Origin of the sequence: Klebsiella sp. LTGPAF-6F, from assembly GCF_001753185.1 — a bacterium.
GTDB lineage: Bacteria > Pseudomonadota > Gammaproteobacteria > Enterobacterales > Enterobacteriaceae > Klebsiella > Klebsiella michiganensis.
This window is the reverse complement of record NZ_CP017450.1, coordinates 888,990-904,089: the sequence shown is the minus strand read 5'-3', so window position 1 is coordinate 904,089 and position 15,100 is coordinate 888,990. Positions and strand designations below refer to the sequence as shown.

General features: G+C 56.8%; 14 protein-coding genes and 1 pseudogene. 11 read left to right on the top strand and 4 right to left on the bottom strand.

What is annotated here, in order from left to right; genetic code table 11:
- Positions 1–5 precede the first annotated feature (5 nt).
- From hpaI to BJF97_RS04285, 5 genes are all read left to right on the top strand, one after another.
- Positions 6–797 carry a 4-hydroxy-2-oxoheptanedioate aldolase gene (gene hpaI / locus BJF97_RS04305; RefSeq protein ID WP_004098302.1) on the top strand — a complete coding sequence of 264 codons (792 nt, stop codon included), beginning with the start codon at positions 6–8 and terminating at the stop codon, positions 795–797.
- A gap of 43 nt (positions 798–840) precedes the next feature.
- Positions 841–2,217: a 4-hydroxyphenylacetate permease gene (gene hpaX / locus BJF97_RS04300; protein WP_014227785.1), complete on the top strand. Its 1,377-nt coding sequence runs from the start codon at positions 841–843 to the stop codon at positions 2,215–2,217.
- 9 nt (positions 2,218–2,226) lie between these two features.
- A complete protein-coding gene (gene hpaA / locus BJF97_RS04295; protein WP_009652862.1) occupies positions 2,227–3,117 on the top strand; it encodes a 4-hydroxyphenylacetate catabolism regulatory protein HpaA in 891 nt (296 codons plus the stop codon).
- Between the two features lie 362 nt (positions 3,118–3,479).
- On the top strand, positions 3,480–5,042 hold the full coding sequence (gene hpaB / locus BJF97_RS04290) for a 4-hydroxyphenylacetate 3-monooxygenase, oxygenase component (RefSeq protein ID WP_004128599.1): 1,563 nt from the start codon (positions 3,480–3,482) through the stop codon (positions 5,040–5,042).
- Positions 5,043–5,061: 19 nt separating this feature from the next.
- Positions 5,062–5,574 carry a 4-hydroxyphenylacetate 3-monooxygenase reductase subunit gene (locus tag BJF97_RS04285; RefSeq protein WP_004098296.1) on the top strand — a complete coding sequence of 171 codons (513 nt, stop codon included), beginning with the start codon at positions 5,062–5,064 and terminating at the stop codon, positions 5,572–5,574.
- A gap of 98 nt (positions 5,575–5,672) precedes the next feature.
- Here BJF97_RS04285 and BJF97_RS04280 read toward each other — a convergent pair whose 3' ends face one another.
- On the bottom strand, positions 5,673–6,383 hold the full coding sequence (locus BJF97_RS04280; protein ID WP_162680370.1) for a transcriptional regulator: 711 nt from the start codon (positions 6,381–6,383) through the stop codon (positions 5,673–5,675).
- Between the two features lie 124 nt (positions 6,384–6,507).
- Complete coding sequence (locus tag BJF97_RS04275; protein WP_032693005.1) at positions 6,508–7,113, bottom strand: hypothetical protein; 606 nt, start codon at positions 7,111–7,113, stop codon at positions 6,508–6,510.
- Between the two features lie 383 nt (positions 7,114–7,496).
- Here BJF97_RS04275 and btsT point away from each other — a divergent pair, with 383 nt between their 5' ends.
- The 5 genes from btsT (at position 7,497) to BJF97_RS04250 (ending at position 12,142) form a co-directional block, all read left to right on the top strand.
- The gene (gene btsT, locus BJF97_RS04270; protein WP_014227784.1) at positions 7,497–9,647 is read left to right on the top strand and encodes a pyruvate/proton symporter BtsT; all 2,151 of its coding nucleotides are present in this window, start codon (positions 7,497–7,499) and stop codon (positions 9,645–9,647) included.
- 109 nt (positions 9,648–9,756) lie between these two features.
- Complete coding sequence (locus tag BJF97_RS04265) at positions 9,757–9,960, top strand: YbdD/YjiX family protein (protein ID WP_004098292.1); 204 nt, start codon at positions 9,757–9,759, stop codon at positions 9,958–9,960.
- 11 nt (positions 9,961–9,971) lie between these two features.
- Positions 9,972–10,928 carry a GTPase gene (gene yjiA / locus BJF97_RS04260; protein ID WP_032693006.1) on the top strand — a complete coding sequence of 319 codons (957 nt, stop codon included), beginning with the start codon at positions 9,972–9,974 and terminating at the stop codon, positions 10,926–10,928.
- A 348-nt stretch (positions 10,929–11,276) separates the two neighbouring features.
- On the top strand, positions 11,277–11,822 hold the full coding sequence (locus BJF97_RS04255; RefSeq protein WP_014227782.1) for a YfaZ family outer membrane protein: 546 nt from the start codon (positions 11,277–11,279) through the stop codon (positions 11,820–11,822).
- Entirely contained in the window at positions 11,822–12,142 is a 321-nt protein-coding gene (locus BJF97_RS04250) for a hypothetical protein (protein WP_004098289.1), read from the top strand. Before BJF97_RS04255 ends, BJF97_RS04250 begins: the two co-directional genes overlap by 1 nt.
- Positions 12,143–12,186: 44 nt before the next feature.
- On the opposite strand, the gene BJF97_RS04245 is transcribed toward BJF97_RS04250, so the two are convergent.
- Both BJF97_RS04245 and BJF97_RS04240 read right to left on the bottom strand, forming a co-directional pair.
- Entirely contained in the window at positions 12,187–13,557 is a 1,371-nt protein-coding gene (locus tag BJF97_RS04245; protein ID WP_032693007.1) for an NAD-dependent succinate-semialdehyde dehydrogenase, read from the bottom strand.
- Positions 13,558–13,735: 178 nt separating this feature from the next.
- A pseudogene (locus BJF97_RS04240) lies at positions 13,736–14,230 on the bottom strand (Rpn family recombination-promoting nuclease/putative transposase); the annotation flags it as partial.
- Between the two features lie 29 nt (positions 14,231–14,259).
- Here BJF97_RS04240 and BJF97_RS04235 point away from each other — a divergent pair.
- Positions 14,260–15,075 (top strand): AraC family transcriptional regulator, encoded by an 816-nt coding sequence (locus BJF97_RS04235; protein ID WP_032693008.1) that lies wholly within the window; start codon positions 14,260–14,262, stop codon positions 15,073–15,075.
- Positions 15,076–15,100 lie beyond the last annotated feature (25 nt).

Genomic DNA, 15,100 nt, shown 5'->3' with positions numbered 1-15,100 from the left:
ACATGATGCATAACGCCTTTAAAGACGCCTTAAAAGCGGGTCGTCCGCAGATTGGCCTGTGGCTGGGGCTGACCAGCAGCTACAGCGCCGAGCTGCTGGCCGGGGCCGGGTTCGACTGGCTGCTGATCGACGGCGAGCATGCGCCAAACAGCGTGCAGACAATCCTGACCCAGCTACAGGCGATCGCTCCCTACCCCAGCCAGCCGGTGGTGCGGCCGTCGTGGAACGACCCGGTGCAGATTAAACAGCTGCTGGATATCGGCGCGCAAACCCTGCTGGTGCCGATGGTGCAGAACGCCGACGAAGCGCGGCTGGCGGTGAAAGCCACCCGCTACCCGCCCGCGGGCATTCGCGGCGTCGGCAGCGCGCTGGCCCGCGCCTCGCGCTGGAACCGCGTCCCGGATTATCTCCATCAGGCCAACGACGCGATGTGCGTGCTGGTGCAGATCGAAACCCGCGAAGCGCTCAACAATCTGCCGCAGATCCTCGATGTCGAGGGCGTGGACGGCGTGTTTATTGGCCCGGCGGATCTGAGCGCCGATATGGGCTTCAGCGGCAACCCGCAGCACCCGGAAGTGCAGGCCGCCATTGAGCGCGCCATCGGGCAAATTCGCGCGGCGGGCAAAGCGCCGGGGATCCTGATGGCCAGCGAGCCGCTGGCGAAGCGCTACCTGGAACTCGGCGCGCTGTTTGTCGCCGTCGGCGTCGATACCACCCTGCTGGCCCGCGGCGCGGAAGCGCTGGCGGCGCGATTTGGCGCGGAAAAAACCGCCCAGGGTTCGTCAGGCGTCTATTAATACCCGCAGTACCCTACAAAATTCCCATTAGAGGAAAATGATAATGAGCGATACATCATCTGCCATCCCGGAAAAGTTCGATCCGGCTAATCAGCACAAGCAGCTGACGGCGCAGCAGCAGTCGGTTATCAACAAGCTCTTTCGCCGCCTGATCGTCTTTTTGTTCGTGCTGTTTATCTTTTCGTTTTTAGATCGCATCAATATCGGTTTTGCCGGGCTGACCATGGGGCAGGATCTGGGCCTTAACGCCACCATGTTCGGTCTTGCCACCACCCTGTTTTACGCCACCTACGTTATATTCGGCATTCCCAGCAACGTGATGCTCAGCATCGTTGGCGCTCGCCGCTGGATCGCCACCATCATGGTGCTGTGGGGCATCGCCTCCACCGCCACCATGTTCGCGACCGGGCCGAACAGTCTTTATATCCTGCGGATGCTGGTGGGCATCACCGAGGCCGGTTTTCTGCCCGGCATTCTGCTCTATCTGACCTACTGGTTCCCGGCCTTTTTCCGCGCCCGCGCCAACGCGCTGTTTATGATCGCGATGCCGGTGACCACCGCGCTGGGGTCGATCGTCTCCGGCTATATCCTGTCGATGGACGGCCTGCTGAATCTGCACGGCTGGCAGTGGCTGTTCCTGCTGGAAGGCTTCCCGTCGGTGCTGCTCGGTATTATGGTCTGGTTCTGGCTTGATGATTCGCCGTCGAAGGCCAAATGGCTGACCGCGGACGATAAAAAATGCCTGCAGGAGATGATGGATAACGACCGCCTGACGCTGGTCCAGCCGGAAGGGGCGATCAGCCATCACGCCATGCAGCAGCGCAGCCTGTGGCGGGAAGTGTTCACGCCGATCGTGCTGATGTACACCCTGGCCTACTTCTGCCTGACCAATACGCTCAGCGCGATCAGCATCTGGACGCCGCAGATCCTCAAAAGCTTTAACGAAAGCAGCAGCAATATCACCATCGGCCTGCTGGCGGCGATCCCGCAGATTTGTACCATTCTGGGGATGATCTACTGGAGCCGCCACTCCGATAAACATCAGGAGCGTAAGCACCACACCGCCCTGCCGTTCCTGTTCGCCGCCGCGGGCTGGCTGCTGGCGTCGGCCACCGATCACAACCTGATCCAGCTGCTCGGGATCGTGATGGCCTCCACCGGATCGTTTAGCGCAATGGCCATTTTCTGGACCACGCCGGATCAGTCGATCAGCCTGCGCGCCAGAGCGATCGGCATCGCGGTGATCAACGCGACGGGTAATATCGGATCGGCGCTCAGCCCCTTTATGATCGGCTGGCTGAAGGATATTACCGGCAGCTTCAGCAGCGGCCTGTGGTTCGTCGCCGCCCTGCTGGTCATCGGCGCGATGATTATCTGGGTGATTCCGATGAAAGGAACGCGTCCGCGCGCGACGCCGTAAGGAGCCGCCATGTGCCAGAGCCCGATAGCCAATATCGATATTAATAAAGAGTACGATGAGAGCCTGGGGACGGAAGATGTGCATTATCAATCGTTTGCCAGGATGGCGGAGTTCTTTGGCCGCGATATGCAGGCGCACCGTCACGACCAGTATTTTCAGATGCACTTTCTCGATACCGGGCAGATTGAGCTGCAGCTCGACGATCATCGCTATTCGGTGCAGGCGCCGCTGTTTGTCCTGACGCCGCCCTCGGTGCCGCACGCTTTTATCACCGAGTCCGATAGCGACGGTCACGTGCTGACGGTGCGCGAGGATCTGGTCTGGCCGCTGCTGGAGGTGCTCTATCCCGGCACGCGGGAGGCTTTCGGTCTGCCGGGCATCTGCCTGTCGCTGGCCGACAGGCCCGAGGAGCTGGCGGCGCTGGCGCACTACTGGCGGCTGATTGAACGGGAATCGACGTCGCAGCTGCCGGGGCGGGAACATACCCTGACGCTGCTGGCGCAGGCGGTGTTCACCCTGCTGCTGCGCAACGCGAAGCTTGACGATCACGCGGCCAGCGGGATACGCGGCGAGCTCAAGCTGTTCCAGCGGTTTAACCAGCTGATCGACGGCCACTACCATCAGCACTGGACGGTGCCGGATTACGCCAGCGAGCTGCATCTGACCGAATCCCGGTTAACCGATATCTGCCGCCGCTTCGCCAACCGGCCGCCCAAACGGCTGATTTTCGACAGGCAGCTGCGCGAAGCCAAGAGGCTACTGCTCTTTTCCGACAGCGCGGTCAACGAGATAGCCTGGCAGCTGGGCTTTAAGGATCCGGCCTATTTTGCCCGCTTTTTTAACCGCTTAGTCGGCTGCTCGCCGAGCGCGTTCAGAACGCAAAAAGTACCGGTATCATAAGATCTTACCGGGGACGGCGCGGCGAGTTCGCAGCCGTCTGAGAGGCGGTAGCCCGGGCAAAGCGCGTCAGGCGCCGCCCCCGGAAGCAGAGCGCAGAGTCGCTGCATTTCCCGGAGGCGATGCTGCGCATCTGTCCGGCCTTCAAATTCAAAACCCGCCCTGGCTTGTCGTCGGATCGTCGGGGAGCCAGGCCGGAAAATAGAAAAACCAACCCCCGATCACATAACCCAACCCCGCCTGAAAAGTACCGACCGTTGACCTAAAAGTCTCTTCACGAAAGCCGCGTTAACCGCTTCAATTTAACAACAAAAACAAAACATAAATTTAACATCGCATTCCGATTAATACTGAAGAGGTCACCTATGAAACCTGAAAATTTCCGTGCCGACGCTAAACGCCCGTTAACCGGTGAAGAGTATCTGAAGAGCCTGCAGGACGGCCGCGAAATCTATATCTACGGCGAACGCGTTAAGGACGTGACCACCCACCCGGCGTTCCGCAACGCCGCCGCCTCCGTCGCCCAGATGTACGACGCGCTGCATAAACCCGAACTGCAGGATACCCTGTGCTGGGGCACCGATACCGGCAGCGGCGGCTATACCCACAAGTTCTTCCGCGTCGCGAAAAGCGCCGACGATCTGCGCCAGCAGCGCGACGCTATCGCCGAATGGTCGCGCCTGAGCTACGGCTGGATGGGCCGTACCCCGGACTACAAAGCCGCGTTCGGCTGCGCGCTAGGCGCAAACCCGGCGTTTTATGGTCAGTTTGAACAGAACGCCCGTAACTGGTACACCCGCATCCAGGAAACCGGCCTCTACTTTAACCACGCCATCGTCAACCCGCCCATCGACCGCCATAAGCCAGCCGACGAAGTGAAAGACGTCTATATCAAGCTGGAGAAAGAGACCGATGCCGGGATCATCGTCAGCGGCGCGAAAGTGGTAGCCACCAACTCGGCGCTCACCCACTACAACATGATTGGCTTCGGCTCGGCGCAGGTGATGGGCGAAAACCCGGACTTCGCGCTGATGTTCGTCGCGCCGATGGACGCCGAAGGGGTCAAGCTTATCTCCCGCGCCTCCTATGAGCTGGTCGCCGGAGCAACCGGATCGCCCTACGATTATCCGCTCTCCAGCCGCTTCGACGAAAACGATGCGATCCTGGTGATGGATAATGTGCTGATCCCATGGGAAAACGTGCTGATCTATCGCGACTTCGATCGCTGCCGCCGCTGGACGATGGAGGGCGGCTTCGCCCGCATGTATCCGCTGCAGGCCTGCGTGCGTCTGGCCGTGAAGCTCGACTTTATCACCGCCCTTCTCAAGCGCTCGCTGGAGTGCACCGGCACCCTTGAATTCCGCGGCGTGCAGGCGGATCTCGGCGAAGTGGTGGCCTGGCGCAATATGTTCTGGGCGCTGAGCGATTCGATGTGCGCCGAAGCCACGCCGTGGGTTAACGGCGCGTATCTGCCGGATCACGCCGCGCTGCAAACCTATCGCGTGATGGCGCCGATGGCCTACGCCAAAATCAAAAACATTATTGAACGCAACGTCACCAGCGGCCTGATCTATCTGCCGTCCAGCGCCCGCGATCTCAATAATCCGCAGATCAACGAATACCTGGCGAAATACGTGCGCGGATCGAACGGTATGGATCACGTCGAGCGCATCAAGATCCTCAAACTGATGTGGGACGCCATCGGCAGCGAGTTTGGCGGCCGTCATGAACTGTACGAAATCAACTACTCCGGTAGCCAGGATGAGATTCGCCTGCAGTGCCTGCGTCAGGCGCAGAGCTCCGGCAACATGGACAAAATGATGGCGATGGTGGATCGCTGCCTGTCCGAGTACGACCAGAACGGCTGGACGGTGCCGCATCTGCACAACAATACCGATATAAACATGCTGGATAAGCTGCTGAAGTAACCGGCAGCGGGAGGTCACAATGCAATTAGATGAACAACGTCTGCGTTTTCGCGATGCCATGGCCAGTCTGTCGGCCGCCGTTAACGTCATCACCACCGAAGGCGAGGCGGGCCGCTGCGGTATCACCGCCACCGCGGTCTGTTCGGTGACCGATACGCCGCCGTCGGTAATGGTCTGCATCAACGCTAACAGCGCGATGAATCCGGTGTTCCAGGGCAACGGCAAGCTGTGCATCAACGTACTGAACCACGAGCAAGAGGAGATGGCCCGCCACTTCGCCGGCATGACCGGGATGACGATGGATGACCGTTTCGGCCTCAGCGGCTGGCAAAAAGGCGCGCTGGGCCAGCCGGTGCTGAAAGGCGCGCTGGCGAGCCTCGAGGGCGAGATTAGCCAGGTGCAGACCATCGGTAGCCACCTGGTCTATCTGGTGGAAATCAGGAACATTACCCTGAGCCAGCAGGGCCACGGGCTGATTTACTTTAAGCGCCGCTTCCATCCGGTGATGATGGAGATGGACGTCGTGGCCTAATCTCTGTGACCAGGTTTGCTCATTGCCCGATGAGCAAACCTGTTTTCAACCAGGGGAGTCGACAACCATTTCTTCGTAGGCCCTCCCGGAACATTCTTTTAATCAACGTCCCGACATGAAGCCCAATCAAAACGCCCGCCGCCGCGGAAATTTTGCTCAGGGTAGTTCGCTGGTAACGTTAAATGCCAGCCTTTTCGCCTGGCGGTACAGGCAATAACCGGAAACTGAGAATAATCTATAGCGTCATGAATAAATTGTTCTTTACCAATATTTGTTAAAAAGGCATCCCCACGATTCCACAGCGCTTTTCTTAATCTGATATTCCAGACCTGATAACTTTCGCCAGCAATTGTATAACCTTCCCCCGCAGGCGCCTTTTTGCTCCAGTCAATCTCTCCGCCATCGCTTAAATATTGCCATACCGCATAGCGCTCAAGGGTAAACTGGCTGGGTAAAGTACGGACGTTTTTAGAATCGATTTTATCGAGCAACTGCGGATTCGCTAACAGTAGCGCCATCGCTTGATGCATGTAACCCAGCATAATGTCGGGACGTTCGGGGACCCCCTCTTCGGCTTCAAACAAGGAAATCCAGGCGAGATAACGTGCGTCATCACGCACTTTTTGACCGTTTGCCGCTGCGCTGGCAACGATTTTCGCCGCCCGATATTGTAGACTTCCCCAGGGTTCAGCCCCACCAACGGGTCTGTAGCGATTATTGTACTTTTCCCCCGTCAGGTAGCCTTGCGCCGCATCTAAATCGTTAGCGTTTAACGCGGATACCGCGTGCTGATGGTCGTATAAGGTCATGACGTTGCGTCCCGCATTCCTCGCCATATAATAAGACTGCCGGCAATAAGTAAGCATGATGACCATCGCGAACAGAGCAATAATCTTTAGCAGGATTTTATATTTTTTCACCGAGCAGTCCCTTTTATTTATAAATATATTGTTTTGAAACTTGTCTCGGTTCAATGTACAGCAAAACGGTTACCCGACCCTTTTTATAACTACGCTGCCATTTTGAACAGTGAGTTACTTTATTCGGATCCAACCTTTTGTTGTACCACTCTTGCTGTTTTTCAATACAGGCAGAAAGGCTATGATAGAATTTATTATTATCGGCCATAAATTCTTCTTTGGTTACCGCCGGGCCATATTCCCGGTCAAGAACCTTTATTTCCTGATTGTATAAAGCCAGCGCCTCCTTGCCATCATCAATCTTATAGGCCCGTTCGCCAGAATCAACAACGGCGCCCATGAAAATACTCTTCAGCCCTTTTTTTTTATCAAAGTAAAGGGTCATCTCCTTATATTGCAACTCACCGACTTCCTGAGGGGAAAGCGTTGAGATAATCAGATCGGGATCTTTACCCGCGTAATTTATATCGGAGACTTCCAGTGAATATAAAGGCGTGTTTCTGGCCTCATCATAGCTCATCTCCCATCGCAGCTTATAAGGCGCTGGCGGCTCACCTGCTGCCTGAGTGAATGTTGCATAAAAAGCACTAACGATGATCATTATCTTTACAAATTTCATTACCTGAATTCCCTATGATAAACGCTATCCATACCTACAGATTCAACGTCAGCATGATAGCAAAATGCCTGTGCGTGAAATAACACTTTTCATTTTTGGCTAATAAAAACGTCATCCTGAAGCGATAAAGAAGTGCCTTGCAGCAGGAAGAATAATAGAGTGATCTCAATCACATATTTTTCTTCTCCGGCGACATTCCCAACCGCTTACCCCTGCAAGTGACCGCTTAACCCCGGATATAACCACTCACAGATTTACCCAACTTTACGCGCGCGACGTTCTGGCAAGATGGTCCCCAGCATAGCTAATCAATGCCTCCTCAAACCCTAACTAAACCCAGACGGCTTCGGCCCATTATTCATCTTATTAAGCCAGGTTTTACTATGGATACTAAAAAGTTATTCAAGCACATACCCTGGGTGATTCTTGGAATCATCGGGGCATTTTGCCTCTCGGTCGTCGCTCTGCGCCGCGGCGAGCACGTCAGTGCGCTGTGGATCGTGGTGGCGTCGGTTTCCGTCTACCTCGTCGCCTACCGTTATTACAGCCTGTATATCGCGCAAAAGGTCATGAAGCTCGACCCTACGCGCTCCACGCCTGCGGTGATTAACAACGATGGCCTGAACTATGTCCCGACCAACCGCTACGTGCTGTTCGGCCACCACTTTGCCGCGATTGCCGGCGCCGGTCCGCTGGTGGGCCCGGTGCTCGCCGCGCAGATGGGCTACCTGCCGGGTACCCTGTGGCTGCTGGCGGGCGTCGTGCTGGCAGGGGCGGTGCAGGACTTTATGGTGCTGTTTATCTCCTCGCGCCGTAACGGTGCCTCGCTGGGGGAAATGATCAAGCAGGAGATGGGTCCGGTGCCGGGCTCCATCGCGCTGTTCGGCTGCTTCCTGATAATGATCATCATCCTTGCGGTGCTGGCGTTAATCGTGGTGAAAGCGCTGGCGGAAAGCCCGTGGGGCGTCTTCACCGTCTGCTCGACCGTGCCGATCGCCCTGTTTATGGGGATCTACATGCGCTTCCTGCGCCCGGGCCGCGTAGGCGAAGTATCGGTGATTGGTATCGTCCTGCTGGTAGCGTCGATTTACTTCGGCGGCGTGATTGCCCACGACCCGTACTGGGGCCCGGCGCTGACCTTTAAAGACACCACTATTACCTTTACCCTGATTGGCTACGCGTTTATCTCGGCGCTGCTGCCGGTCTGGCTGATTCTGGCGCCGCGCGACTACCTGGCGACCTTCCTGAAAATTGGCGTTATCGTCGGCCTGGCGCTGGGCATTGTTATCCTCAATCCGGACCTGAAAATGCCGGCGGTGACCCAGTACATTGACGGTACCGGTCCGCTGTGGAAAGGCGCGCTGTTCCCGTTCCTGTTTATCACTATCGCCTGCGGCGCGGTCTCCGGCTTCCACGCCCTGATCGCCTCCGGCACCACGCCGAAGCTGCTGGCTAACGAAACCGACGCCCGCTTTATCGGCTACGGCGCGATGCTGATGGAATCCTTCGTGGCGGTGATGGCGCTGGTAGCGGCCTCAATTATCGAACCGGGCCTCTACTTCGCGATGAACACTCCGCCGGCGGGTCTGGGCATCACCATGCCGAACCTGCACGAAATGGGCGGTGAAAACGCCGCGCTGATTGCCGCCCAGCTGAGGGATGTCACCGCACACGCGGCGGCGACCGTCAGCTCCTGGGGCTTCGTGATCTCACCTGAGCAAATCCTGCAAACCGCGAAAGATATCGGCGAACCGTCGGTACTGAACCGCGCGGGCGGCGCGCCGACGCTGGCCGTGGGTATCGCTCACGTGTTCCACAAAATCATCCCGATGGCGGATATGGGCTTCTGGTACCACTTCGGTATTCTGTTTGAAGCGCTGTTTATCCTCACCGCGCTGGATGCCGGTACCCGTGCAGGCCGCTTTATGCTGCAGGATCTGCTGGGCAACTTCGTGCCGTTCCTCAAGAAAACCGACTCGCTGGTGGCCGGTGTTATCGGTACCGCGGGCTGCGTCGGCCTGTGGGGCTACCTGCTGTATCAGGGCGTGGTCGACCCGCTGGGCGGCGTGAAGAGCCTGTGGCCGCTGTTCGGTATCTCTAACCAGATGCTGGCCGCCGTAGCGCTGGTGCTCGGCACCGTGGTGCTGGTCAAAATGCAGCGCACCAAATATATCTGGGTCACCGTGATCCCGGCCGCATGGCTGCTGCTGTGCACCACCTGGGCGCTGGGCCTGAAACTGTTCAGCACCAACCCGCAGATGGAAGGCTTCTTCTTCATGGCGCAGCAGTATAAAGAGAAGATCGCCGCCGGCGGCGAACTGACCGCGCAGCAGATTGCCAACATGAACCATATCGTGGTGAACAACTACACCAACGCGGGTCTGAGCATTCTGTTCCTGGTGGTGGTCTACAGCATCATCTTCTACGGCATCAAAACCTGGCTCAACGTGCGCAACAATAAAGTGCGTACCGACAAAGAGACCCCGTACGTGCCGGTACCGGAAGGCGGCGTGAAGACCTCTTCGCATCACTAAACCTTAATGCCGGATGGCGCTACGCTTATCCGGTCTACACAAACGAATGTTTGTAGGCCGGATGAGGCGCTAGCCGCCATCCGGCTTTATTCGTTCTCTGGGACTCACAATGTTTGGTAACTTAGGTCAGGCAAAAAAATACCTCGGTCAGGCAGCGAAAATGCTGATTGGCATTCCGGATTACGATAATTACGTCGAGCATATGCAGACTAACCATCCGGACAAGCCGTACATGACCTACGATGAATTCTTTCGCGAACGCCAGCAGGCCCGCTACGGCGGCGACGGCAAAGGCGGCGTACGCTGCTGCTAATGGAGGCAAACATGGCACCGATTGCAGTCACCCTGCTCACCGGTTTTCTTGGCGCGGGTAAAACCACCCTGCTGCGCCATATCCTGAACGAACGGCACGGCTTTAAAATTGCCGTTATCGAAAACGAATTTGGCGAAGTCGCCGTCGATGACCAGCTTATCGGCGATCGCGCCACGCAGATTAAAACCCTGACCAACGGCTGCATCTGCTGTACCCGTTCCAACGAACTGGAAGACGCCCTGCTCGATCTGCTCGACAGCCGCGATCGCGGAGAAATTGATTTTGACCGGCTGGTGATCGAATGCACCGGCATGGCCGACCCCGGCCCGATTATCCAGACCTTTTTCTCTCACGATGTGCTGTGTGAACGCTATCTGCTGGATGGCGTGATTGCGCTGGTTGACGCGGTGCATGCCGACCAGCAGATGAATCAGTTCACCATTGCCCAGTCGCAGGTGGGCTACGCCGATCGTATCCTGCTCACCAAAACTGACGTGGCGGGCGACAGCGACAAGCTCCGCGAACGGCTGATGCGTATTAACGCCCGCGCGCCGATTTACAACGTCACCCACGGCGATATCGACCTGAATCTGCTGTTTAACACCAGCGGCTTTATGCTGGAAGAGAACGTGGTCAGCAGCAAACCGCGCTTCCACTTTATGGCCGATAAGCAGAACGACGTGTCGTCTATCGTGGTGGAGCTGGATTATCCGGTGGATATTAGCGACGTGTCGCGGGTGATGGAAAACCTGCTGCTCACCTTTGCTGAACAGCTGATGCGCTATAAAGGGATGCTGTGGATCGACGGCGAGCCCAACCGCCTGCTGTTCCAGGGCGTTCAACGGCTATACAGCGCCGACTGGGACCGGCCGTGGGGCGATGAGCAACCGCACAGTACCCTGGTGTTTATTGGGATACAGCTTCCGGAAGATGAGATTCGCACCGCATTTGCGAGCCTGCGCAAGTAGTCATGTCGCTCGCCCCCCTCTTCTGGAGGGGGAATGCGCGGCTGAAATGTAAAATTCTGTTCTTATATGTAACAACAGAAATGTTTTTGGAAATAATTAGAAAGCCAATTATTGCGTCCACAACCGCTTTTTCGCGCCTGTTCAGCGAATATTTAGCCAAAAGATTCAACTCACGCTCAACGGCTAAAGATTACCCATTGACTCCGCAGTAAAAACAACTAACAAACAACACAAATAAATATATCTAATAACAAAATTAGCATAAAACAGTCATCCCTCGCTGATTTGCAGTCATAAAAATCGATTGTTAAGGTGCCCTCCGCGTAATGTAATGATGAGGCATAAAACATGAAAAAGCTGAATATCCTTCTTCTCTCGGCGTTGGCTGCCGTCTCGGGATCCGCACTCGCGATGGGCGGCACCGTTGAGCAGGGCAAGAACTTCACTAACCTGAATCTGGAAATGGGGAAATCCTCTTCTGGCCTGTATGTGGAAAGCAACTGGCTCAAAAATACCGATGACGGTACCCAGACAGGCGGCGTAGGCGCGGGTTATAACCTGGAACTCGGCCCGGTGATGTTTAATGCCGGCGCGAAAGCCATCTACCTCGGCCCTAAAAAAGGCGATAACGGCGTGGCCTTCCCCATCGGCGGCGGCGTCAACGTGGCCCTGACCGACAGCATCCATCTCTATGGTGAGGGCTATGCCGCACCGGAGGGCCTGAACAATAGCGTCAAAAACTACGTTGAAGCCAACGGCGGCGTAAGCTGGACGCCAATCACCCCGGTCACGCTGAAAGTGGGCTATCGCCATGTCAGCGTCGACGGCAAGGATGGCCGCCCGGGCCACACGCTGATTGACGGCGCCTATGTCGGCGGCGGGGTTACCTTCTGATGAACGGCCGCTTCGCCGCGCTTTGCGTTCTGAGCTTCACCGTGCTGCTGTCAGGCTGCGTCCAGTACAAATGGGTGAAGCCGGGAGTCAGCGATACGGAGATGAATAAAAAGCTCACGGAGTGCGAAGCGCAGGCGCTGATCGATCTCCCCCCGGATAACGTCGTCACCGGTTCAAGCTCGGAAAAAACGGACAAAAAGAACAAGAAAAAGGATATTTCCACCAGCTATACGGTTGAGGACGCCAATGAGGGGCGCAGGGATACGCTCGTCGACAGCTGCATGTTTAAGAGCGGCTGGGATAAGATTGAAGTTCAGTGAACGCCAAAAAACCTGCCAGATGGCAGGTTTTTGTCTTCACGCCGTTATTTATGCACGACCACCAGCTTCTGATTCACAAACTCTTTAATCCCGAGATCGGAAAGCTCGCGGCCGAACCCGGAGCGCTTAACGCCGCCAAACGGCAGCTCCGGCGCGGTATCGGTTAGCCAGTTGATATAGACCATACCGGTTTCAATCCGCGACGCCATGCGTTTCGCCCTTTCGATATCCTGGCTGAATACGGCTCCGCCAAGGCCATAGTGCGAATCGTTGGCCAGCTTCACCGCCTCATCGTCATCTTTCACCACGTAGATTTGCGCGACCGGGCCGAAGAACTCTTCAAAATAAGCCGGATTATCGCGGGTAATGCCGGTCAGTATAGTGGGCTCGAAAAAGCTGCCTTCCCGCTGCGCGGGTTTGCCGCCCAGATGCAGTTTCGCGCCATTTTTCACCGCCTCGTCAACCTGTTTGGTCAACGTTTCCAGCGCGTCTTTTGAGGAGAGCGGGCCCAGCGTGGTACTTTCGTCCAGCGGATCGCCGATTTTCACCTGACGGAAGGCCTCGGTAAACTGGCTCAGGAACGAGTCGGCAATTTTTTCATGCAGGATAAAGCGCTTCGCCGCGGTGCACACCTGGCCTGCGTTGTTGAGCCGCGCCTGCACGCCGATCTTCACCGCCTTCGCCAGATCGGCGTCGTCCAGGACCACAAAGACATCGTTGCCGCCCAGTTCAAGCGTCGCTTTCTTGATGTGTTTAGCCGCCTGCGCCGCCACCACGCTACCGGCTTTTTCCGAGCCGGTCAGGGCCGCACCCTGTACGCGATCGTCGGCGATAATCTTCGCCACCTGATCCTGAGAAATAAACAGGTTTGTCCACGCCCCCTCCGGCGCACCGGCTTCGCGTACCAGGTGGGCGAAGGTTTCCGCGCAGTGTGGGACGATGCTGGCATGTTTGGCGATAACCGGGTTCCCCGCCGCCAGGTTCGGTGCCAGCACGCGCATAAGCTGATAATAAGGGAAGTTCCACGGTTCTACCGCCATCAGTACGCCGATGGGATGGTGTTCAACCCAGGCTTCACCCAACTCGGACGGATACTTTACCGGCGCCAAAAACTGTTTGGCGTTGTCGGCGTAGTAGCGGGCAATTTGCGCGCACAGCTTCACTTCACCGCGGCTTTGCTCAATGAGTTTGCCCATTTCCTGGCTGGCGATTTTCGCCAGCTCGTCAACCCGGCCGTCGATCAGATCCGCCAGCTTGTGCAGCACCGATAGCCGCTGCGCTATATCGCCTTTCGACCACGACGAATGATATAGCGCATCCGCCTTCTGCAGAGCCGCTTCCACGTCCGCGTCGCTGTGTGCCGGGTACGCTTTGATAAGCTGATTGTTTGCAGGATTCACCGTCTGATAAGCCATATCGCATGTCTCCTTGTTATCGCTGTTAACGCAGTCATAAATACCGCACAGGATATTAAGGGTAGTCGAGATAGCTGAGGATGCGTCCAGACTCAGAGAGATACGGAATTTTCCCGAAATGGAACGGAGCGCGCTATCGGCATAAATCGCTCATAAATAACAGCGTAATATCAATAAGTTAGTGAGTGTCACCCCGGATATCCGCCTCCGACAAACCGGTAATTCTCAGCACCGTTTCCAGGGCCATACCTTCGGCGAGCATCGTTTGAGCAATACGCTGCGCTTCGGCGCGCTGCCCCTCCTCAACGCCCTCAAGTCGTCCTTCCTGGCGACCTTCCCGCTTCCCCTGCCTGCGCCCCACTTCACGTAACCTTTCGGCGATAGTCATGAGCTTCTCCTTATGCTGCGGAACACGCTGAGCCACTTCGCGGATAAATTTCCCCAACCGAAGCGCTTTGCCCGAGTGAATCAGGTAATTAAACAGCGTTTTTAGCTGCCTGTCATTAGCGTATCCGCTAAGCAAAATGGCCGTCAGATGTTCCACAATGCCCAGCAAATCGCGCTGACGAATATGTTTTTGCATCAGCTCCAGTAAGGCGACTCTTCGATGCTGGACAATTTCGTCATCAGGCACGACGGTAATATCCACCAGCGGAAACGGCATGGTATAAACAGCAATCCCCCTCAGCTAAGGAGCCCACCGTGAGCCATACGCGCGATATTCAGCAAACCTTCTGGCGCGACGAACAGCTGCCCTGGCTGGAGCTGCGCAGCACCTGGCAAAGCCGTCAGGCCTATAAACGTCACCGCCATCCGCAGCTCTCCGTGGGGGCGATTATCGAGGGGGAAACGCGCTGTATCTGCAACGGGCAGGAGTATCTGCTGCGGCCGGGCGATCTGATTATTATCCCCGCCCAGGCGCCCCACAGCTGCAATCCGCGCGACGGCCAGCCGCGCAGCTACCATATGCTCTATCTCGAGCTAAGCTGGTGCTTGCGACAGCTGGCAAACGATGCGCATCACGAGCGGCTGATAACCTCCCGGCCGGTGATTCGCGATGCCGGGCTCTTTGCCCGGTATCTGCAGATCGTGGCGTTGATGACTCAGCAAAACACCGCCGCGCTACCCGCCAGCGTCGCCCGGTTCCTGCGCGACCTGCCGCTGCGCCCGCTCGCGCCTGTGGCGTTTAGTCAGACCAGCGCGCGTTTGTTCAGTCGTCTGGCAACCAATCTGCAGGCGCCGCCGACGCTGGATAGCCTCGCCGATGAGTTTGCGCTGCGCAAAGAGACGCTGATCCGCGCCTTCAAGCAGGATACCGGCCTGACGCCCGCCAGCTTTATCAATATCGCGCGGATTGAATTCGCCAAAACGCGCCTGCGCGCCGGGGATACTATCGCCGATGTCGGCTACCAGGCCGGGTTTGCCGACCAGAGCCACTTTCATAAAACCTTTGTCAGCTATACCGCCGCCACGCCGCGCCAGTATGCGCAGTCCCGATCAATAACAGACAATAATTAGCGTTTACGCTGGCGTAAGGTGACCT

Bases quoted from the DNA above. Each gene is read 5' to 3' on its own strand.
- hpaI (WP_004098302.1), top strand. From the start codon at position 6: ATGCATAACGCCTTTAAAGACGCCTTAAAAGCGGGTCGTCCGCAGATT.
- hpaX (WP_014227785.1), top strand. From the start codon at position 841: ATGAGCGATACATCATCTGCCATCCCGGAAAAGTTCGATCCGGCTAAT.
- hpaA (WP_009652862.1), top strand. From the start codon at position 2,227: ATGTGCCAGAGCCCGATAGCCAATATCGATATTAATAAAGAGTACGAT.
- hpaB (WP_004128599.1), top strand. From the start codon at position 3,480: ATGAAACCTGAAAATTTCCGTGCCGACGCTAAACGCCCGTTAACCGGT.
- BJF97_RS04285 (WP_004098296.1), top strand. From the start codon at position 5,062: ATGCAATTAGATGAACAACGTCTGCGTTTTCGCGATGCCATGGCCAGT.
- BJF97_RS04280 (WP_162680370.1), bottom strand. From the start codon at position 6,383: ATGACCTTATACGACCATCAGCACGCGGTATCCGCGTTAAACGCTAAC.
- BJF97_RS04275 (WP_032693005.1), bottom strand. From the start codon at position 7,113: ATGAAATTTGTAAAGATAATGATCATCGTTAGTGCTTTTTATGCAACA.
- btsT (WP_014227784.1), top strand. From the start codon at position 7,497: ATGGATACTAAAAAGTTATTCAAGCACATACCCTGGGTGATTCTTGGA.
- BJF97_RS04265 (WP_004098292.1), top strand. From the start codon at position 9,757: ATGTTTGGTAACTTAGGTCAGGCAAAAAAATACCTCGGTCAGGCAGCG.
- yjiA (WP_032693006.1), top strand. From the start codon at position 9,972: ATGGCACCGATTGCAGTCACCCTGCTCACCGGTTTTCTTGGCGCGGGT.
- BJF97_RS04255 (WP_014227782.1), top strand. From the start codon at position 11,277: ATGAAAAAGCTGAATATCCTTCTTCTCTCGGCGTTGGCTGCCGTCTCG.
- BJF97_RS04250 (WP_004098289.1), top strand. From the start codon at position 11,822: ATGAACGGCCGCTTCGCCGCGCTTTGCGTTCTGAGCTTCACCGTGCTG.
- BJF97_RS04245 (WP_032693007.1), bottom strand. From the start codon at position 13,557: ATGGCTTATCAGACGGTGAATCCTGCAAACAATCAGCTTATCAAAGCG.